Genomic DNA, 19,315 nt, shown 5'->3' with positions numbered 1-19,315 from the left:
AATTCTTAATCACTGCACATTTTAATGTCACCATAATTGCAGCAATATGACATCGCCATTACATTGTATGTCCTGAAAAGAGATTACGCCGCCTGCCGAATGCGGGTTTATTGAGGATCATCAGTTGTCTGAGTTACTTTCCATCGCCCTGTTTCTCGCGTCCGTGCTGATTTATGCGTGGAAAGCGGGTCGCAACACCTGGTGGTTTGCCGCCATTTTAGCGGTACTTGGGCTTTTTGTTGTCTTAAATATTACGCTCTATGCCAGTGATTACTTTACCGGTGACGGCATTAACGATGCGGTTCTCTACACGCTGACCAACAGCCTGACGGGTGCCGGCGTCAGCAAATATATTCTGCCCGGCGCCGGCATCGTACTTGCGCTGGCCGCCGTATTTGGTGCGTTAGGCTGGGTTCTGCGCAGGCGTCGCCACCATCCTCACCATTTTGGCTACAGCCTGCTGGCGCTCTTACTGGCGCTGGGATCGGTGGATGCCAGCCCGGCATTTCGCCAGATCTCCGAACTGGTCAAATCCCAGTCGCGCGATGGCGACCCGGACTTCCCGGCTTATTACAAAGAGCCGTCGAAAACGATCCCGAATCCGCAGCTCAACCTGGTCTATATCTACGGTGAAAGCCTGGAGCGCACCTATTTTGATAACGATGCCTTCCCGGATCTCACGCCGGAACTCGGCGCGCTGAAAAACGAAGGGCTGGATTTCAGCCACACCATGCAATTGCCGGGCACAGATTACACCATCGCCGGAATGGTCGCCTCGCAGTGCGGCATCCCGCTGTTTGCGCCGTTTGAAGGCAACGCGTCGGCTTCCGTATCCAGCTTCTTCCCGCAGAATATCTGCCTGGGCGATATCCTGAAAAACTCCGGCTATCAGAACTATTTTGTGCAGGGCGCAAATCTGCGTTTCGCCGGAAAAGACGTGTTCCTCAAATCCCACGGCTTCGACCACCTGTATGGTGCGGAAGAGTTAAAAACCGTGGTGGCAGACCCGAGCTATCGTAACGACTGGGGCTTTTACGACGATACGGTGCTCGACGAGGCATGGAAAAAGTTTGAAGAACTCTCTCGCTCCGGCCAGCGTTTCTCGCTGTTTACGCTGACGGTGGATACTCACCACCCGGACGGGTTTATCTCACGCACCTGTAACCGCAAGCGTTACGACTTCGACGGTAAGCCGAACCAGTCCTTTAGCGCCGTCAGTTGCAGCCAGGAGAACATTGCCGAATTTATCAATAAAATCAAAGCGTCGCCGTGGTTTAAAAATACCGTCATCGTGGTTTCCTCCGACCATCTGGCGATGAACAACACCGCGTGGAAGTACCTGAACAAACAGGATCGCAACAACCTGTTTTTCGTGCTGCGCGGCGACCAGCCTCAGCAGGATACGCTGGCGGTGAAACGCAACACGATGGATAACGGCGCGACCGTGCTGGATATTCTGGGCGGGGATAACTTTATCGGCCTGGGGCGCAGCAGCCTCTCCGGTCAGTCGCTGTCGGAAGTCTTCCTGAACAGCAAAGAGAAGATCCTGGCGATGAAGCCGGACATTATTCGCCTGTGGAACTTCCCGAAAGAGATGAAGGATTTTACCGTCGATCGGGATAAAGACATGATCGCTTTCTCAGGGAGCCACTTCCGCCTGCCGCTGCTGTTGCGGGTGTCGGATAAGCGCGTCGAACCGCTGCCGGAAAGTGAATACTCCGCCCCGCTGCGTTTCCAGTTGGCTAATTTTGCCCCGCGCGATAACTTCGTCTGGGTCGATCGCTGCTACAAAATGGCGCAGCTGTGGGCGCCGGAGCTGGCGCTCTCCACCGACTGGTGCGTTTCACAAGGGCAACTGGGCGGGCAACAAAGCGTCCAGCACGTCGATAAAGCACAGTGGAAAGGCAAAACGGCGTTTAAAGATACGGTTATCGATATGGAACGTTACAAAGGCAACGTTGATACGTTGAAGATCGTCGATAACGACATTCGTTATAAAGCCGACAGTTTTATCTTTAACGTGGCTGGCGCGCCGGAAGAGGTGAAGCAGTTCAGCGGTATTTCACGACCGGAATCGTGGGGGCGCTGGTCTAATGCGCAACTGGGTGATGAGGTGAAGATTGAATACAACACGCCGTTACCGAAGAAATTCGATCTGGTGATCACCGCCAAAGCCTTTGGCGCGAATGCTAATCGCCCTATTCCTGTTCGCGTAGGCAAGGAAGAACAGACGCTGGTGTTAGAGAACGAAGTCACCACAACAACGCTGCATTTTGATAACCCGTCAAATGCCAGTACGCTGGTGATTGTGCCGCCCGACCCGGTATCGACCAATGAAGGCAATATTCTCGGCCACTCCCCGCGTAAGCTGGGTATCGGGATGGTTGAGATTAAAGTGGTGAATGCCGAAGGCTAATCCTTAGTACAGGCCCGATAACACAACGTTTATCGGGTCTGTACAATCCACGCTATACTCCCGCGCATGAAGATGACTTTTCGCCCTACCACGCTGGCTGATATCACCGTCATGCCCGCCATTGAACGCTCTGCGGGTCAACGCTTTCGGGACGTGCCTGCGCTGGCATGGATAGCCGACGGCCCTGTTATTTCAGTTGAACAACACCGGGAACACGCCGCAAAAGGATTGAGCTGGCTGGCGCTAGCCGATGAGCGTCCTGTCGGTTTTTTACTGGCCGAAGCGCTGGATTCATCTCTGTTTATCGCCGAGGTGTCTCTGCTGTGTGAATGGCAGGGAAAAGGCATTGGCCGTCAACTGATTGCGTACGTCGCGGAGCAGGCGCGCAGCAGCGGTTTTGATGCGCTGACGCTTACCACCTTTCGGGAGGTGATGTGGAATGCGCCGCTCTATGCACGAATGGGATTTGTGGTGCTGAATGATGAGCACCTGTCGCCAGGGTTACGTCAAAAGCGAGAGGAAGAAGCGGCGCACGGTCTGGCGTATGAATCACGCTGCGCCATGCGCCTGAGGCTGGTCTGAAGCGCCCGATGGCGGCTGTCGCCTTATCGGGCCTACATAGCACCGCATCCATACCGTAGGCCGGATAAGCGCCAGCGCCATCCGGCATGACGGCTTAGAAGGTTTCCCAGTTATCACCGCTATCCGCGACGGCTGCTTTACGCGGCAGTACAGACGCAGAAGCCGGTTTCACCGCTGCGGCATCACGCGCACGCTGCTGTTCCTGCTGAATGCGGAATACGGCAACGGCCTGCGTCAAGCGGCTGGCCTGCTCTTCCAGCGCGGCAGCGGCGGCGGCAGACTCTTCCACCAGCGAGGCGTTCTGCTGGGTAACGCGATCCATCTCCGCTACCGCCAGGCCAACCTGGTCGATACCACGGCTTTGCTCATCAGATGCCGAGGCGATTTCCCCCATGATATCGGTCACACGCGTCACCGCGTTCACGATTTCATCCATCGTTTCACCGGCGCTTTCGACCAGCGTTGAGCCCACATCCACACGGCTGACGGAGTCTTCAATCAGGCTCTTGATCTCACGCGCCGCCTGCGCACTGCGTTGCGCCAGGTTGCGAACTTCACCCGCTACCACGGCAAAACCACGACCCTGTTCACCCGCACGCGCCGCTTCTACCGCCGCGTTCAGCGCCAGGATGTTGGTCTGGAAAGCAATACCGTCGATCACACTGATGATGTCGGCAATTTTCTGCGAACTGGAAGCAATATCACGCATCGTTTGCACGACGTTATCCACCACTTTACCGCCTTTCTGCGCGGTTTCAGACGCGCTCAATGCCAGATGGCTGGCCTGACGCGCGTTCTCGGCGTTCTGTTTCACCGTGGCGGTCAGCTCTTCCATGCTGGCGGCGGTCTCTTCCAGAGAGGCGGCCTGCTGTTCAGTACGGGAAGAGAGATCGTTGTTGCCCATCGCGATTTCGCTGGCGCCGCTGTAAATCGCATTCGCGCCGTTACGCACATCACCGACGGTACGAACCAGCTCGCCCTGCATATGACGCAGGCTCTGCGCCAGTTGTCCCATTTCGTTAGAGCCTTCCACATCAATGCGTTTCACCAGATCGCCGTTCGCAATATGACGAATACTTTCGATCAGACGGTTCATCGGCGCGATCAGGGAGAGCTTAATACCGAACCAGACGGCGACGATCACCAGCAGCACAACGATTAACACGCTCGCCAGTACCCACATCGCCTGGCTGTATGAACGGTTATTATCTTCTACCGCAATGTCATACAGACGATCGTTCTGCTGCATGTAGTTAACATACTGCTTCTCAAAACCGTCCTGATAACCCTGAGTGGGCTGATCGAAGAAGTCGTTGATCTTACCTGCGCCCAACAGCTGGATCAGCTCCGCCAGCGCATTATGGTAGATATCGTAGTTACGCTTGATCTCCACTGCCGCCGTTTCACTCTGGCGCGGATCGCGAGGCAACGCCTCGTACTCAGCCCAGTGTTTTTCCGCCAGTTTCAGAGAGGTCGTCGCAATTTGCATCAGATCGGTAACGGTCGCGCCGCTGCCAATATTGTTCTGATCCATCATGTAACGGATACCCGCCCGGTTCAGGGTGTTTCGCGTTTGCAGCAGCGCAACCCAGCTGGCGTTCAGCGTGGACTGTTGCTGACGAATGGTTTGCAGAACGGTGAAGTTCTCTTTGTCATTCTTCAATGAGTTAAAGAACAAACCGCCTGAGGTGAGTTGTAAAAGGCCAAATATTGCCAGGACCAGCAGCAAGCTGGTCACAATCTTGATTCGTTTTAACATGTTTTCTCTTTCCGCTAGACAGATACCAGAATTTTCGGCCTGGAAAGGGAAAACTTTACCGAATTCGTACTGGTTGGGACGATATCAGCACGAATGATTCGCCATTCACGATCGACGAAAAAGAAATGCTGGATTTTAATTAGTGATCTCAATCACATAAATGACCGCATCCCTCCGTCGGAAAAACCACTCACTGACACTCCTGACCGCTTAAGCCCACATATAACCACTCACTTATTTACCTTACTTTACGCGCGCGTATCTCTGGCAGGATCACCTCAGCATAGCAGTCAATTTACCTCCTCAAACACAGACTCAAACCCAACGGCTTCGGCCAATTATTAATCTTAAAAACCAGGTTTTACTATGGATACGAAAAAGATATTCAAGCACATACCCTGGGTGATTCTTGGAATCATCGGTGCATTCTGCCTCTCGGTCGTCGCCTTACGCAGAGGTGAGCACGTCAGCGCCCTGTGGATCGTGGTCGCTTCCGTCTCTGTTTATCTGGTGGCTTATCGCTACTACAGCCTGTACATCGCCCAGAAGGTGATGAAACTCGACCCAACGCGTGCTACGCCTGCGGTCATTAATAACGACGGCCTGAACTACGTCCCGACAAACCGCTACGTACTGTTTGGTCACCACTTTGCCGCTATCGCTGGCGCCGGCCCGCTGGTCGGCCCGGTTCTGGCCGCGCAAATGGGCTACCTGCCGGGTACGCTGTGGCTGCTGGCGGGCGTAGTGCTGGCCGGTGCGGTACAAGACTTCATGGTGCTGTTTATCTCTTCCCGCCGTAACGGCGCATCTCTCGGTGAGATGATCAAAGAAGAGATGGGCCCGGTGCCGGGCACCATCGCCCTGTTCGGCTGCTTCTTAATCATGATCATCATCCTCGCGGTACTGGCGCTGATCGTGGTAAAAGCGCTGGCCGAAAGCCCGTGGGGCGTCTTCACCGTTTGCTCAACCGTACCTATCGCGCTGTTTATGGGGATCTACATGCGCTTCCTGCGTCCGGGACGTGTGGGTGAAGTCTCCGTTATTGGTATCGTGCTGCTGGTTGCCTCTATTTACTTCGGCGGCGTGATTGCGCACGACCCGTACTGGGGCCCGGCGCTGACCTTTAAAGACACCACCATTACCTTCGCGCTGATCGGTTACGCGTTTATTTCCGCACTGCTGCCGGTATGGCTGATCCTCGCCCCGCGCGACTATCTGGCAACCTTCCTGAAAATCGGCGTTATCGTCGGTCTGGCGCTGGGGATTCTGATCCTCAACCCAGAGCTGAAAATGCCGGCGATGACCCAGTACATCGACGGTACTGGCCCGCTGTGGAAAGGCGCGCTGTTTCCGTTCCTGTTCATCACCATCGCCTGTGGCGCGGTATCTGGCTTCCACGCGCTGATCTCTTCCGGTACGACGCCGAAACTGCTGGCTTGTGAAACCGACGCGCGTTTCATCGGCTATGGCGCAATGCTGATGGAGTCTTTCGTGGCGATCATGGCGCTGGTTGCGGCGTCTATCATCGAACCGGGTCTCTACTTCGCGATGAACACCCCGCCAGCGGGCCTCGGTATCACCATGCCGAACCTGCACGAAATGGGTGGCGAGAACGCGCCGCTGATTATGGCGCAGCTGAAAGACGTCACCGCACACGCGGCGGCAACCGTCAGCTCCTGGGGCTTTGTGATTTCGCCTGAGCAGATCCTGCAAACCGCAAAAGACATCGGCGAACCGTCGGTACTGAACCGCGCAGGTGGCGCACCGACGCTGGCAGTCGGTATCGCTCACGTATTCCACAAAGTGTTGCCGATGGCTGACATGGGCTTCTGGTATCACTTCGGTATTCTGTTCGAAGCGCTGTTCATCCTGACCGCGCTGGATGCAGGCACCCGCTCCGGCCGCTTTATGTTGCAGGATCTGTTGGGTAACTTCGTCCCGTTCCTGAAGAAAACCGACTCTCTGGTTGCTGGCGTCATCGGTACTGCGGGTTGCGTCGGTCTGTGGGGCTACCTGCTGTATCAGGGCGTGGTTGATCCGCTGGGCGGCGTTAAGAGCCTGTGGCCGCTGTTCGGTATCTCCAACCAGATGCTGGCCGCCGTGGCGCTGGTTCTGGGCACCGTGGTACTGGTTAAAATGCAGCGCACCAAATACATCTGGGTTACCGTTATCCCGGCAGTATGGCTGCTGATCTGCACCACCTGGGCGCTGGGTCTGAAACTGTTCAGCACCAACCCGCAGATGGAAGGCTTCTTCTACATGGCTAACCAGTACAAAGAGAAGATTGCCAACGGCAGCGAACTGACCGCACAGCAAATTGCCAATATGAACCACATCGTCGTGAACAACTACACCAACGCAGGCCTGAGTATTCTGTTCCTGGTAGTGGTGTACAGCATCATCTTCTATGGGTTCCGTACCTGGCAGAAAGCCCGCACCATCAACGGTCGTACCGATAAAGAGACGCCGTATGTACCGGTGCCGGAAGGCGGCGTGAAGACCTCTTCACACCATTAATCGGATGCCGGGTGGCGCTACGCTTACCCGGCCTACAAAATGCAGTTAACGTAGGCCGGATAAGGCGCAAGCCGCCATCCGGCAAAACCAACGCCCGGTTCGCTGGGCTTTATTCATATCTGGATGAGAAAATGTTTGGTAACTTAGGTCAGGCAAAAAAATATCTCGGCCAGGCGGCGAAGATGTTGATTGGCATTCCAGACTACGACAACTATGTCGAGCATATGCAAACCAACCATCCAGACAAGCCGTACATGAGCTATGAAGAATTCTTCCGCGAGCGCCAGCAGGCACGTTACGGCGGCGACGGAAAAGGCGGCATGCGCTGCTGTTAATGGAGGCACTGATGACCCCGATTGCAGTTACCCTACTCACCGGTTTTCTCGGCGCGGGTAAAACCACCCTGCTGCGCCACATTCTTAACGAAAAGCACGGCTACAAGATTGCCGTTATCGAAAACGAATTCGGCGAAGTTTCCGTTGACGATCAGCTGATTGGCGATCGCGCCACCCAGATCAAAACCCTGACTAACGGCTGCATTTGCTGCACCCGCTCCAGTGAACTGGAAGACGCGCTGTTAGACCTGCTCGACAATCTCGACCAGGGCAACATCCATTTCGACCGTCTGGTGATTGAGTGCACCGGCATGGCCGACCCCGGCCCGATCATTCAGACCTTTTTCTCCCATGACGTGATTTGCCAGCGCTACCTGCTGGACGGCGTGATTTCGCTGGTCGATGCGGTACACGCCGACGAGCAGATGAACCAGTTCACCATCGCCCAGTCGCAGGTCGGTTATGCCGACCGCATCCTGCTGACCAAAACCGACGTGGCGGGAGTTAGCGAAAAACTGCGCGAACGCTTAGCGCGCATCAACGCCCGCGCCCCGGTTTACACCGTCACACACGGCGATATCGACCTCTCCCTGTTGTTCGACACCAACGGCTTTATGCTGGAGGAGAACGTGGTCAGCGCCACACCGCGCTTCCACTTTATCGCCGACAAACAAAACGATATCTCATCAATTGTGGTGGAGCTGGATTATCCGGTAGACATCAGCGACGTTTCCCGCGTCATGGAAAACCTGCTGCTGGAGTCCGCCGAGAAACTGTTGCGCTACAAAGGAATGCTATGGATTGAAGGCGAACCGAACCGCCTGCTGTTCCAGGGCGTCCAGCGCCTGTACAGCGCCGACTGGGACCGCCCGTGGGGCGACGAACAGCCGCACAGCACGCTGGTGTTTATCGGCATTCAACTGCCGGAAGACGAGATCAGAGCCGCGTTTGCGGGGCTGAAGAAGTAACCCTCATTCTGGATTGCCCGGTGGCGCTGCGCTTACCGGGCCTGGAAATCCCGCTCCTTGTAGGCCGGATAAGGCGCAGCCGCCATCCGGCACTCACTCCCCCTCCCCCCACTCACTCAGTAATCACAAACCGCGTCGCTACAAAGCAGTTGAGGATGCGGTGGACCAGAAACACCATCGTCAGCGTCGCCACCAGCGCGACGGTGACTGAGGTGATGCGGTACAGATCGCTGAACACCAGATCGCTGTCCGGGTGCAGGTTCTGGCCGAACATAATGCCGATGGTGGTGATACTGGCAAAACCGACGCCCGCGCCAACCTTTTCCATCACATGCAGACGAGCGCTGAAGCCTAGCCCGAGACCGATTAGCGGCATCATCAGCAGCATATGGTTGCTGAAGTCATAAATAAGCAGTTGCACCAGCAGAATATAGAGACAGGCCAGCACCACGCCGACGACGCGCCAGATAGAGCTGATCACCGCGCCACGATAGTGCATCGGAAACAAAATCAAAATTCCCGCCATCAGCGCCGACAGCGAATCGCTCAAATCGCAGATCTGGAAAATCACAAAGATCATCGTCGCTACGGTACCGGAAAGCAGCGATTCATGGCGAATACGGGCATCATCTTTCTCAATACGCGGCGGCGGCTGGCGCGGTTCGACATCCGGGATCAGATAGTGCAGCAGCGCGCTCAGGGCTACCGCCATCACGCAGGCTTCCATATTGGAGAACATCAGCGTATGCCAGTTGGTGCCAGGGTAACTCATAAAGTTGAGCATCGTGCTCTGGCACACCACGCCCATCGACCCCAGCAAAAACAGCGGCCCCTTGCTCATAAAACGAAAGCGCATCACGTACAGGCCAAACACCACCAGCGTCATAATTACCGGCCACTGTGAGAGATAGCCGACAATCAACACCATTTCAACGCAGTTCACCGCCGCGCTGAATACAAACTGACGAGCCACATGGCGGTTAAACACCGGCACCAGCGACAACAGCATCAGCGGATAAACCACAAAAAACACGCCGTACTGCACGTTGTAAAAGGTCGAGATACTCAGCGCTATCGTCCCGGCAACGGAAATACGCACGGTCTGGCGAAAATCATTGGCGGTGTAGACAATATTCCCGTGCGGCGTAAAGACGTGGGCCAGGGTGTTAATAGACATAGTGAAGCCAGCTTACCAGGTGGATCTGCGCCCCTGCAAAGGTGCGGGCAAACATCCCCTCGCTGTTATACAACTGCACCGTAGCGCGAGCGCCGGTCGGCAGGGGGTTCTCCAGCGGGGTATCCAACGCAACGTGAATGCGCATACGCTGGGCATCGCGCACCCAGCGCGTCGACTGTTCCGGCTGCGACAGCTGTCCGTTAACCGCTTCCTGCCCGGCCAGAATCCCGGCATCGCTGCTGGTCACATGCGCAGGAAACACTTTGCCCGGCATGGCGTCAAACACCACTGCGGCATCGGTATTTACGCGGGTGTGACGCAGACTTTTCTCACGAAAATCGGCCACAATATCGGTCTGGTTACTGACCAGCGCCATCAAAGGCGTGGCAGCGGTGGCGTAAAGCCCAGGGTTGAGCTGTAGATTGCTCACCGTCCCGTCGGTTTCCGCCCGCACCTTCGTCCAGCCCAGGTTCAGTTGCGCCTCCTCCAGCGCATTGCGGTATTTTTGCAGCGTCACATTGCGACTGTCGTCGCGTTCACCGCGCTGGATCAGCAGGTTCTGGATACTGGCATTCAGCGCCGCCACCGACTGCTCGCTGGTCTGCCAGGTGGTGCGCACTTTATCCAGATCCGACTGCGAAACATTCTGCATCGCGCTCAGCCGCTGATAGCGGTCAAGCGTGAGCTTATCGTTGCGGGCGGTGTATTGCGCGGTGCGCAGGTTGGCGCGCGCAGAGGCGATCTGCGCATCCAGCTGTTGGTTGCTCAGTTTCGCCTGCTCAAAGGCAATCTGTGCGGCCTCAACTTTATTGATAAACGGCGTTGGGTCCAGTTCATACAACAGGTCGCCCTTTTTCACCTGGCTATTGTTGCGTACGTAGACGTGAGAGACATAGCCGGAGACGCGCGAGGAGACCGGCGTCACCACGCGCATCACGGTGGAATCCGGCGTCAGCGGGATCCAGATATCGGCAACAATAAACCAGGCGAATATTGCAAGGAAAGCGGCAATACTCACCCTTACCCAACGGGCAAATTTTTGTTCTGGGGTCATCATAGTTTTTTAGAGTTAATTATCTTCTTCGCGGATTAACCGCAGATTGCAGGCGATTTGATTTAATGTGGCGCTGAAGGCGGCAAGTTCCGCTTCCGGGATAGTACGGGTGACGCGTTGCTGATAGGTCTCAATCACCCGGTTCAGTTCTTCCAGTCTTGAACGGCCTTGCGCTGTCAGCGTCAGCAGGCGGATGCGTTTGTCATATGGCGATGTTGAACGCACCAGATAGCCCTGTTTTTCCAGTTGCGTGAGGGTGCGCATCAGCGGCGGCAGCTCAATGCCCTGCACCTCCGCCAGTTCGCTGACCGAGACGTTATCACCCAACTGATGCAGTTGCATCAGCACCGTCCAGCTTGACTGCGTCAGGCCGGTATCGGTGATGGCAGCATCAATAATTGCACGCCACTGGCGTACCACCATTGCCATGCGCATCCCCATCGGACGGCGGGCAAACAGCTCATCTTCAGTCATCTCTCTTTCCCCTCTTAGCAGATGGGAAAATAATACTTATCAGGATAAGTATCAAGAAACAGCTGATAAGGAAGCATCAATTGATAAATTATATGAATGTAAAAAAGGCCGGACTGAATACAGCCCAGCCTCTGTGATGTTACGGTGGATCACTCAATCTGATCCCGTCGCAGCCCCACATCCTTTAACTGTTCATCGTTCATGCGTTGCAATACGCGCTGCGTCTGCGCCCGCAGTCGCCATCTTTTTATTGCCTGCCAGACCTGAACAAAACCAATAAACGGCTGTTTTGCGCGATTCTCGTGAAATTCCATACTCCACCTCCCCACCTGGTCAGAGGCTTTATCTTCCCGGATCTTCACCACCACAATACAGATTCAAAAAATACTTTTCTTTGCCATACAGATTGGCTAAAACGGTATCTGAACGCGATTTCGACCACCGTTCTGTACTGGTTTTTCCATCTGTATGGCAAGAGTGAGGGATACAGCATGACGCGTTACCAACATCTGGCTAATCTGCTGGCCGAGCGTATTGAGCAAGGGCTGTATCGCCACGGGGAAAAATTGCCCTCGGTGCGTAGCCTGAGTCAGGAGCATGGGGTGAGCATCAGTACCGTACAGCAGGCATATCAGACGCTGGAGACGTTGCAGCTTATCACTCCACAGCCGCGTTCCGGCTACTTTGTCGCCCCGCGCAAGGCGCAACCGCCGGTGCCGCTGATGTCACGCCCGGTACAGCGACCGGTAGAGATCACCCAGTGGGATCAGGTGCTGGACATGCTGGAAGGGCACAACGACAAATCAATCATTCCTTTCAGCAGCGGCGTCCCCGATATCCACCAACCCAGCCTGAAGCCGCTCTGGCGCGAACTAAGCCGCGTGGCGCAACATAACCTGGGGGCGGTGCTGGGCTACGATGAACTGGCCGGATACCGCGAACTGCGGGAACAGATCGCCCGCCTGATGCTTGACAGCGGTTCGGTCGTCAGCGCTGATGATATCGTTATCACCAACGGTAGCCAGAGCGGTTTGTCGCTGGCGCTGCTGACCGTCTGCCAGGCGGGCGATATTGTCGCCGTCGAATCCCCCGCCTATTACGGCACCATGCAGCTCCTGCGCGGCTTAGGAATAAAAGTCATTGAAATCCCGACCGACCCGGATACCGGTATCAGTATTGAAGCGCTGGAACTGGCGCTGGATCAGTGGCCGATTAAAGGGGTTATCCTCGTACCAAACTGCAATAATCCCCTCGGGTTTATTATGCCGGACGCACGCAAACGGGCAGTGCTCAGCCTCGCGCAGCGCCACGATATTGTGATTTTTGAAGATGACGTGTATGGCGAGCTGGCGACGGATTACCCGCGCCCCCGCACCATCCACTCCTGGGATATCGATGGTCGGGTGCTATTGTGCAGTTCGTTTACCAAATCCGTCGCGCCGGGTCTGCGCGTGGGCTGGGTCGCTCCGGGTCGTTACCACGATCGGCTGCTGCATATGAAATACGCCGTCATCGGCACCAACGTTCCCGCCACGCAGCTGGCGGCGGCCACCTTCGTCCGCGAGGGCCACTATCACCGTCATGTCCGGCGAATGCGCCAAATCTACCAGCGCAACATGGAGATCTATACCTGCTGGGTACGCGAATATTTTCCCTGCGGGATCTGCGTCACCCGACCAAAAGGCGGCTTTATGCTATGGGTCGAGCTGCCGGAGCATATCGATATGGTCTGCGTCGCCAGACAGCTATGCCGCCTGAAAATCCAGGTCGCGCCGGGATCACTGTTTTCCGCCTCCGGGAAGTATCGCAACTGCGTGCGCATCAACTGTGCGTTACCGCCGAACGAGAAACATCGTGAGGTAATGCAAAAACTTGGAGAGGCGGTGAAGGTGGCGATGGAATAAGCCCGCCCGGCAGAACGGCGTTTACCGGGCCAGTGATGCGCTGGTGGATATGTGTTTAGTGGTTCAGCGCGATAACCTCTTCAACAGCAAGTCCGGTGATACGTAAAACCGTATCGCGATCGATGCCGTCTTCCAGCATTGTACGCGCGATACGCTGCGCCTCAGCCCGTTGGCCTTGCTGTAAGCCTTGCTGCATACCCTCCTGGCGACCCGCTTCATGTAATCGTTCAGCTATCGTCATCAGACTCTCCTTGTGTTGGGGGGAACGTTCGGCCACCTCGTGAATAAACTGGCTAAAACGAGAGGCATCGCCGCACTGCATCATATAATTAAACAGCACTTTAAGCTGGCTGTCGGTAGTGTATCCCATCACCAAAAGTGAGGCCAGTTGCTCCACCAGCCCCATCAGGTCACGCTGGCGGATATGTTTTTGTATCAACTCCAGCAAGGCAATACGCCGATGTTGCATGATCTCACTATCCGGCGTCACTGTGATATCCACCAGCGGAAAGGCCGCAGCATAAAGCTGCCTCGCCAGTTCCGGGTCGGCAAACTCATCCAGCCAGCATAAGGAATAGGGATAGGGGCTGTCGATATCGTGATAAAACAACATCGGCACCACCAGAGGGAGTCGTTTATGCCCGGCATCCAGGTGATGTTGCATCGCGGCAATCGCATAACGCATCAAACGAAACGCCATATGCGCATCCGGTGAACTCTGATGCTCAATCACAACATAAATATAGCCATCTCCCCCTGTCGTTTTCAGCGACCAGAGCACATCAGAATAATAAGCGCGCAAATCCTCCTCGATAAAGCTCCCGGACTCCAGCTTCAGCGTGCTCAAGTCACAAAGCTCAAGCAGCGCAAGAGGAAGATGGATTTCAAGAAAATCATGTGCGGTGTTGGGGTGACATAAAAACGTTTTGAAAACCGCATCATGCGGAGTGGATGTCGTTCCTTTTTTCATGGCAATCCATCGCGTGTTAAACAACCCGGCGTCACCTTACCTTGTCAGGATGCCAACGACATTCGGTATTATGCGTTGCTGCGAGGCGCTATCAACGATAAATTCACCTTTCTGCAAGGCGTACATTTTTTCTGAATACGCCATGCAGAAATGTTTCACTGTACCCGTTCAGGGTTTTCTCCGACATGGAGTGCGATTTATATGCAACGGATACGTCAATTCTTCTCCCGGCGCGCGACAACGCTATTTTTCCCGATGGCGCTGATTCTGTACGACTTTGCCGCCTACCTGTCGACGGATTTGATTCAGCCGGGCATCATCCATGTCGTGCATGATTTCAATGCCGATGTCAGCCTGGCTCCGGCATCCGTCAGTCTCTATCTGGCCGGAGGGATGGCATTGCAGTGGTTGCTCGGCCCGCTTTCCGACCGGATTGGCCGCCGGCCGGTGCTGATTACGGGCGCGCTTATTTTCACCATTGCCTGCGCCGCCACGCTCCTTACAACGTCAATGACGCAGTTTCTGGTCGCGCGTTTCATTCAGGGCACCAGCATCTGTTTTATCGCCACGGTCGGTTACGTTACCGTGCAGGAAGCCTTCGGCCAGACCAAAGCCATAAAACTGATGGCGATCATCACCTCAATAGTCCTGGTTGCGCCGGTTATCGGCCCGCTCTCAGGCGCTGCGCTAATGCACTTTGTTCACTGGAAAGCCTTGTTCGGCATTATTGCGCTGATGGGGCTGATCGCCCTGTGCGGCCTGGCGCTGGCGATGCCAGAGACGGTACAACGCGGCGCGGCGCCGTTTAGCATTCCCGCCGTCCTCCGCGATTTTCGCCATGTCTTTCACAACCGGATTTTCCTCTTCGGCGCCGCAACGCTTTCGCTGAGCTACATCCCGCTAATGAGTTGGGTGGCGGTCTCGCCAGTAATCTTAATCGACGCGGGCGGCATGACTACCGCGCAGTTCGCCTGGGCGCAGGTGCCGGTGTTTGGCGCGGTAATCATCGCCAATATGATGGTCGCTCGGGTGGTGAAAGATCCTGGCGATCCGCGTTTTATCTGGCGCGCACCGCCGATACAGCTTGTCGGTCTGGCCATCCTGATCGCAGGAAATCTGTTGTGGCCTCATGTCTGGCTGTGGTCAGTGCTGGGCACCAGTCTGTACGCTTTCGGGATCGGGATGATTTTCTCGACGTTGTTCCGCTTTACGCTGTTTTCCAACACTCTGCCTAAAGGCACCGTCTCAGCATCGCTGAATATCGTCATCCTGACAGTCATGGCCGTCGCTATCGAAGTCGGACGCGGGCTGTGGTTTAACGGCGGCAAGATTCCGTTTCATCTGCTGGCTGTGGTGGCAGGAATTGCGGCGGTGTTCACATTGAAAGGGCTATTACAGCGCGTGCGTCAGTATGAGGTGACTGAACTGGCAACTGAGAAATAAACTCATGCCTGATGGCGCTACGCTTATCTGCGCCGAAAGCAGGCCCCGCTATACGGGGCCTGCTTTTTTAAGCGATACGCGCAAACCCGGCGTCCAGGTCTGCGATAAGGTCGCCCACATCTTCCAGCCCGATATGCACCCTGACCAGCGTGCCGCTGAAATCCACATCGCCAGCAGGACGGATACTGTTCAGCTCTTCCGATTGGTTCGCCAGAATCAACGACTCAAATCCGCCCCATGAGTAGGCCATATGGAACAGCGAGAAGTTATCGAGGAAATTTGCCATCTGCTCATCGGTCAGCCGCTTTTTCAGCACGAATGAAAACAGGCCAGAGCTACCGGAAAAGTCACGCCGGAAGTACTCATGTCCAGGGCACTCCGGCAGCGCTGGATGGTTCACTCGCGCCACTTCCGGGCGAGCCGACAGCCAGCGGGCAATCTGAATACTGCTCTCCTGGTGCTGCTTCAGGCGAACTGACAGCGTGCGTAAACCGCGGCTGCCGTTATAAGCAGTATCAGCATCCAGCGTCTGCCCCATCAGATAAGAGTTCTCCCGCAGACGATCCCAGCAGCGGGCGTTAGACACTGCTGTTCCCAGCATACCGTCGGAATGGCCGATGGTGTATTTAGTACCCGCCTGAATTGAAATGTCCACGCCGTAGTCGAGCGCCTTAAACAGCACGCCGGCCGCCCAGGTATTGTCGATCATAATGACAATCTCCGGGTTCACCGCACGGATCGCCTTCACCATGCCCGGTACATCCTGAACTTCCATAGTGATGGAACTGGGTGATTCGAGGAACACCACTTTGGTCTCCGGGCGGATCAAATCGACAATGCCCGCGCCAATCAGCGGATCGTAATACGTCGTTGATACATCAAACTTGCTCAGAATCTTATTGCAAAAGTCCTGCGTGGGTTCATAGGCCGCACCGGTCATCAGGAGATGATCGCCGCCCTGCACAAAGGCGAGAATCGCATTCGTCACCGCCGCTGCGCCGCAAGGATAGAGCGCACAGCCAACGCCGCCTTCCAGCTCACTCATCGCCTTCTGAAATGCGAAGTGGGTATAAGTACCACGGCGACCATAGAACAGCTCGCCGTTCGCACGATTGGCCGTCGCAAATTTTTTGTCCTTCACGGTATCAAACACCAGTGAAGAAGCGCGCTGGATCACCGGGTTCACCGCTCCCTGGGTATAACGTTTGTCGCGTCCGGCGATAATTAACTGCGTGTCGAGCTTAACTGAATCTTTCATAACGTCTCCTGTTACATCCTTAATCCATGCGGAAAGCCGGGACTACTGCGTCCGTGGTGTTGATATCAGCGTTCACCGGTTTCTTTCCGGCGAAACGCTCCACAATCTGCGCCGCGTTCAAATCATGAATTACGTTGATAAGCGTTGCTGGCGCATCCGTAATCGTGCCCAGCACCACCAGCATTGGAATGGCCTCCATCGGCAACCCCAGTGTGGTGACAATAAAGATCTCACCGAGGAATGCGCCGCCAGGGACGCCGCCGACGATAATCGCCGAGAGTACGGCAATCAGCATCGTCAGGAAGAACGTTTCGGTGGTGAACTCCATGCCTAAAACGGAATAGATAAAAACAATCTTCAATGCGGCAATCATCGCCACGCCGCCCTTATTGAGGTTAACCAGTAGCGGGATGGAGACATCAACGATTTCTGGGTTAATGCCCATCGCCTTACCCGCACGCAGAGTCACCGGCAGCGTGCCGAGCGAGGAACACGTCCCCAGCGCGGTCACCGAAGGTTCAATGGCGTTACGCCAGAAGGCCTTCACCGCAGGTAGTCCGCCGCCAATGTAGGAGTAAAGAACAGAACCGAAGATGTAGTAAACCAGAGTGGCAACCATGAACAGGCCGATAGCCCGGGCAAAGGTCAGCAACAGGCCGGAGTCCTGACTGGCCATCGTCGCAGCGAAGTAACAGCCGAGGCCGATGGGAGCCACCTTCATGATGATCGCCACAATCTTCATGATCACCGTGTTGGCGTCTTCCAGCAGTGAGGCGATGCGTTTGCCCGCCTGTTCTGACTGCCCAATGGCGATCCCGGCGATAATCGCCATCACGATCAGCGCCAGAATATTCGATTTAGAAAACAGTCCGATAAAGTCGCTGGTGGTGATCATACTGACAAAATCCATCTTGCCGCTGCCCGCCTGCACGGATTGTGAAAGATCGATAGTCACCCCCTGCGCCGGGTTATACCAGAGCGCGAGCGCCACAATTCCGGCGGCCGGAATAAAAGCCATCGCGATAGAGACGATAAAGATAATCGCCATAATGCGTCCCAGACGTTTCAGGTCGGTCATGCTGGCGATAGAAGACATTACGCTGATCCCCACCAGCGGAACGATAATCATAAATAACAGGTTCAGGAAAATCTGACCTATCGGCTGGAGTTGACTTGCAAACGTCGGAGCATAAATACCTAATAAGCCGCCGACAACCAGAGCGAGTAATAAAATAAGTGAAGATCTGTAGGGTTCGAGTCGTGACCACATAACAGGCACCTTTTAATTTAAATTATATTAAATGAGATTAAATTCACAATTTTTCGCGTTCTTTCTTTTGCCTCCTGTTTAATTTGTGACATAACTCACTTAAGTTGTTATTTTTTCATTTTGTCAGCAAGTTATTTCCTGTGATTCAATAGTTACATGTTTCAAACGCGAATGTAACGGCCTATTCGTACCGTTTTTGCAAATCACTTGTGAATAAAAGGAAACAATGAACACATCCATTTCCCTGAAGCATTTAGAGTTTTTTATCAAGATTGTGGATTGCGGTGGATTATCTGAAGCCGCTGCCCAGCTTAACGTGTCACCTTCAGCGGTAAGTAAAAGTCTGGCAGCAATGGAAGATACGCTGGGTACAACGTTAATTAAACGTACCACCCGCAGTATTACCCTGACCGATGCCGGGCAATATTTATTTAACCGTGCGACTAAATTACTCAACGAGTTTGATGAAACCTTAAATACCACTTCCGGTTATTATCACAGCCCACAAGGTGAATTACGCATAACCTGTTCAATTGCCTTTGGATATTCCCGATTAGTTAATCTGGTGGATAAATACCGTACTCAATATCCAGACGTGAATCTCTACATCGACCTCAACGATAATTTTGTGAATCTGAACGAAACGGATTTCGATATCGCTCTGCGCATCTCCACCGCGCCGCCGCAAAACTATGCCATGCGCAAGCTGGTGCCGATCCGCTGGGCGTGGTGCGCCTCCCCCGGCTATCTGGCGAAAAAAGGGATGCCGCAGCGTCGCGTCGAGCTGGTGAACCATGATTGCCTGGTCTATCCCGGACTCACCCCGGTGCTTAAAGTGGCGGACGAGCAGGAGCGCCTGCACCAGTTAAAGCTGCATATGCCGATCCAGGCCAACAGCAGTCTGGTATTGCTAAAATCGGTGCTGGAAGACCAGGGCGTGGCTTATCTGCCGACCTACCTGATTGGCGATCACATCCAGAAAGAGGAGATCACGCCGCTGATGCTCGACGGCACCATCACCTGCGAAACGCACGCCCTTTATGCGCTCTATTTCCCGAGTAAATACAGCAACCCGAAGGTGCGTTCGTTTATCGATTTTCTGGTGGCGGAACTGGGAACCTTGCCTGCATGGGATAACTGGATCCCGGGATGATCTTTTGCACGATCCCCCCGTCTGGCTCTATCCTT

Annotated in this window: 16 protein-coding genes; 8 read left to right on the top strand and 8 right to left on the bottom strand. The window is 54.8% G+C overall.

Going from position 1 to position 19,315, the window contains the following annotated elements:
• Positions 1-124: 124 nt before the first annotated feature.
• Together opgB and OGV67_RS16405 are read left to right on the top strand one after the other, a co-directional pair.
• Complete coding sequence (opgB, locus tag OGV67_RS16410; protein WP_058668532.1) at positions 125-2,416, top strand: phosphatidylglycerol--membrane-oligosaccharide glycerophosphotransferase; 2,292 nt, start codon at positions 125-127, stop codon at positions 2,414-2,416.
• Between the two features lie 66 nt (positions 2,417-2,482).
• Entirely contained in the window at positions 2,483-2,998 is a 516-nt protein-coding gene (locus OGV67_RS16405; RefSeq protein ID WP_115615159.1) for a GNAT family N-acetyltransferase, read from the top strand.
• A gap of 94 nt (positions 2,999-3,092) precedes the next feature.
• On the opposite strand, the gene tsr is transcribed toward OGV67_RS16405, so the two are convergent.
• Positions 3,093-4,757, bottom strand: a complete 1,665-nt coding sequence (gene tsr, locus OGV67_RS16400) for a methyl-accepting chemotaxis protein (protein WP_012134223.1) — start codon at positions 4,755-4,757, stop codon at positions 3,093-3,095.
• A gap of 366 nt (positions 4,758-5,123) precedes the next feature.
• Here tsr and btsT point away from each other — a divergent pair, with 366 nt between their 5' ends.
• From btsT to yjiA, 3 genes are all read left to right on the top strand, one after another.
• Entirely contained in the window at positions 5,124-7,274 is a 2,151-nt protein-coding gene (gene btsT, locus OGV67_RS16395) for a pyruvate/proton symporter BtsT (protein ID WP_047459136.1), read from the top strand.
• Positions 7,275-7,405: 131 nt separating this feature from the next.
• Positions 7,406-7,609, top strand: a complete 204-nt coding sequence (locus OGV67_RS16390) for a YbdD/YjiX family protein (RefSeq protein ID WP_024130742.1) — start codon at positions 7,406-7,408, stop codon at positions 7,607-7,609.
• Positions 7,610-7,620: 11 nt separating this feature from the next.
• Positions 7,621-8,577 carry a GTPase gene (yjiA, locus tag OGV67_RS16385; protein ID WP_024130743.1) on the top strand — a complete coding sequence of 319 codons (957 nt, stop codon included), beginning with the start codon at positions 7,621-7,623 and terminating at the stop codon, positions 8,575-8,577.
• A gap of 112 nt (positions 8,578-8,689) precedes the next feature.
• Here the strand turns inward: yjiA and OGV67_RS16380 are convergent, their stop codons facing one another.
• The 4 genes from OGV67_RS16380 to OGV67_RS16365 form a co-directional block, all read right to left on the bottom strand.
• The gene (locus OGV67_RS16380; RefSeq protein ID WP_110494711.1) at positions 8,690-9,754 is read right to left on the bottom strand and encodes a DUF2955 domain-containing protein; all 1,065 of its coding nucleotides are present in this window, start codon (positions 9,752-9,754) and stop codon (positions 8,690-8,692) included.
• Positions 9,744-10,811: an HlyD family secretion protein gene (locus tag OGV67_RS16375; RefSeq protein ID WP_047459142.1), complete on the bottom strand. Its 1,068-nt coding sequence runs from the start codon at positions 10,809-10,811 to the stop codon at positions 9,744-9,746. The genes OGV67_RS16380 and OGV67_RS16375 overlap by 11 nt, the downstream gene beginning before the upstream one ends.
• A 12-nt stretch (positions 10,812-10,823) precedes the next feature.
• The gene (locus OGV67_RS16370; protein ID WP_012134229.1) at positions 10,824-11,282 is read right to left on the bottom strand and encodes a MarR family winged helix-turn-helix transcriptional regulator; all 459 of its coding nucleotides are present in this window, start codon (positions 11,280-11,282) and stop codon (positions 10,824-10,826) included.
• 149 nt (positions 11,283-11,431) lie between these two features.
• Positions 11,432-11,596 (bottom strand): DUF1127 domain-containing protein, encoded by a 165-nt coding sequence (locus OGV67_RS16365; protein WP_065422769.1) that lies wholly within the window; start codon positions 11,594-11,596, stop codon positions 11,432-11,434.
• Positions 11,597-11,773: 177 nt separating this feature from the next.
• Here OGV67_RS16365 and OGV67_RS16360 point away from each other — a divergent pair, with 177 nt between their 5' ends.
• The gene (locus tag OGV67_RS16360) at positions 11,774-13,186 is read left to right on the top strand and encodes an aminotransferase-like domain-containing protein (RefSeq protein WP_047459146.1); all 1,413 of its coding nucleotides are present in this window, start codon (positions 11,774-11,776) and stop codon (positions 13,184-13,186) included.
• A gap of 55 nt (positions 13,187-13,241) precedes the next feature.
• On the opposite strand, the gene OGV67_RS16355 is transcribed toward OGV67_RS16360, so the two are convergent.
• A complete protein-coding gene (locus tag OGV67_RS16355; RefSeq protein ID WP_115615162.1) occupies positions 13,242-14,156 on the bottom strand; it encodes an Rpn family recombination-promoting nuclease/putative transposase in 915 nt (304 codons plus the stop codon).
• A 201-nt stretch (positions 14,157-14,357) separates the two neighbouring features.
• On the opposite strand from OGV67_RS16355, the gene mdtM reads away from it, so the two are divergent.
• On the top strand, positions 14,358-15,599 hold the full coding sequence (gene mdtM / locus OGV67_RS16350) for a multidrug efflux MFS transporter MdtM (RefSeq protein ID WP_115615163.1): 1,242 nt from the start codon (positions 14,358-14,360) through the stop codon (positions 15,597-15,599).
• 67 nt (positions 15,600-15,666) lie between these two features.
• Here the strand turns inward: mdtM and metC are convergent, their stop codons facing one another.
• Both metC and OGV67_RS16340 read right to left on the bottom strand, forming a co-directional pair.
• Positions 15,667-16,857: a cystathionine beta-lyase gene (gene metC, locus OGV67_RS16345; RefSeq protein ID WP_115615164.1), complete on the bottom strand. Its 1,191-nt coding sequence runs from the start codon at positions 16,855-16,857 to the stop codon at positions 15,667-15,669.
• 19 nt (positions 16,858-16,876) lie between these two features.
• Positions 16,877-18,127, bottom strand: coding sequence for a dicarboxylate/amino acid:cation symporter (locus tag OGV67_RS16340; RefSeq protein ID WP_047459152.1), 1,251 nt, complete (start codon positions 18,125-18,127; stop codon positions 16,877-16,879).
• Positions 18,128-18,353: 226 nt separating this feature from the next.
• Between OGV67_RS16340 and OGV67_RS16335 the strand changes: the two genes are divergently transcribed.
• On the top strand, positions 18,354-19,280 hold the full coding sequence (locus tag OGV67_RS16335) for a LysR family transcriptional regulator (RefSeq protein WP_012134237.1): 927 nt from the start codon (positions 18,354-18,356) through the stop codon (positions 19,278-19,280).
• Positions 19,281-19,315: the final 35 nt, after the last annotated feature.

Origin of the sequence: Citrobacter sp. CK188 (assembly GCF_030333525.1) — a bacterium.
Taxonomy (GTDB): domain Bacteria; phylum Pseudomonadota; class Gammaproteobacteria; order Enterobacterales; family Enterobacteriaceae; genus Citrobacter_B; species Citrobacter_B koseri.
The sequence above is the reverse complement of the archived record's forward strand: the minus strand, read 5'-3'. Positions and strand labels throughout refer to the sequence as shown.

Excerpts from the sequence above, each read along its gene's own strand:
- OGV67_RS16340 (WP_047459152.1), bottom strand. The coding sequence starts at position 18,127 with ATGTGGTCACGACTCGAACCCTACAGATCTTCACTTATTTTATTACTC.
- OGV67_RS16390 (WP_024130742.1), top strand. The coding sequence starts at position 7,406 with ATGTTTGGTAACTTAGGTCAGGCAAAAAAATATCTCGGCCAGGCGGCG.
- OGV67_RS16335 (WP_012134237.1), top strand. The coding sequence starts at position 18,354 with ATGAACACATCCATTTCCCTGAAGCATTTAGAGTTTTTTATCAAGATT.
- OGV67_RS16355 (WP_115615162.1), bottom strand. The coding sequence starts at position 14,156 with ATGAAAAAAGGAACGACATCCACTCCGCATGATGCGGTTTTCAAAACG.
- OGV67_RS16365 (WP_065422769.1), bottom strand. The coding sequence starts at position 11,596 with ATGGAATTTCACGAGAATCGCGCAAAACAGCCGTTTATTGGTTTTGTT.
- OGV67_RS16380 (WP_110494711.1), bottom strand. The coding sequence starts at position 9,754 with ATGTCTATTAACACCCTGGCCCACGTCTTTACGCCGCACGGGAATATT.
- metC (WP_115615164.1), bottom strand. The coding sequence starts at position 16,857 with ATGAAAGATTCAGTTAAGCTCGACACGCAGTTAATTATCGCCGGACGC.
- tsr (WP_012134223.1), bottom strand. The coding sequence starts at position 4,757 with ATGTTAAAACGAATCAAGATTGTGACCAGCTTGCTGCTGGTCCTGGCA.
- btsT (WP_047459136.1), top strand. The coding sequence starts at position 5,124 with ATGGATACGAAAAAGATATTCAAGCACATACCCTGGGTGATTCTTGGA.
- OGV67_RS16405 (WP_115615159.1), top strand. The coding sequence starts at position 2,483 with ATGAAGATGACTTTTCGCCCTACCACGCTGGCTGATATCACCGTCATG.
- OGV67_RS16370 (WP_012134229.1), bottom strand. The coding sequence starts at position 11,282 with ATGACTGAAGATGAGCTGTTTGCCCGCCGTCCGATGGGGATGCGCATG.
- OGV67_RS16375 (WP_047459142.1), bottom strand. The coding sequence starts at position 10,811 with ATGATGACCCCAGAACAAAAATTTGCCCGTTGGGTAAGGGTGAGTATT.
- yjiA (WP_024130743.1), top strand. The coding sequence starts at position 7,621 with ATGACCCCGATTGCAGTTACCCTACTCACCGGTTTTCTCGGCGCGGGT.
- mdtM (WP_115615163.1), top strand. The coding sequence starts at position 14,358 with ATGCAACGGATACGTCAATTCTTCTCCCGGCGCGCGACAACGCTATTT.
- OGV67_RS16360 (WP_047459146.1), top strand. The coding sequence starts at position 11,774 with ATGACGCGTTACCAACATCTGGCTAATCTGCTGGCCGAGCGTATTGAG.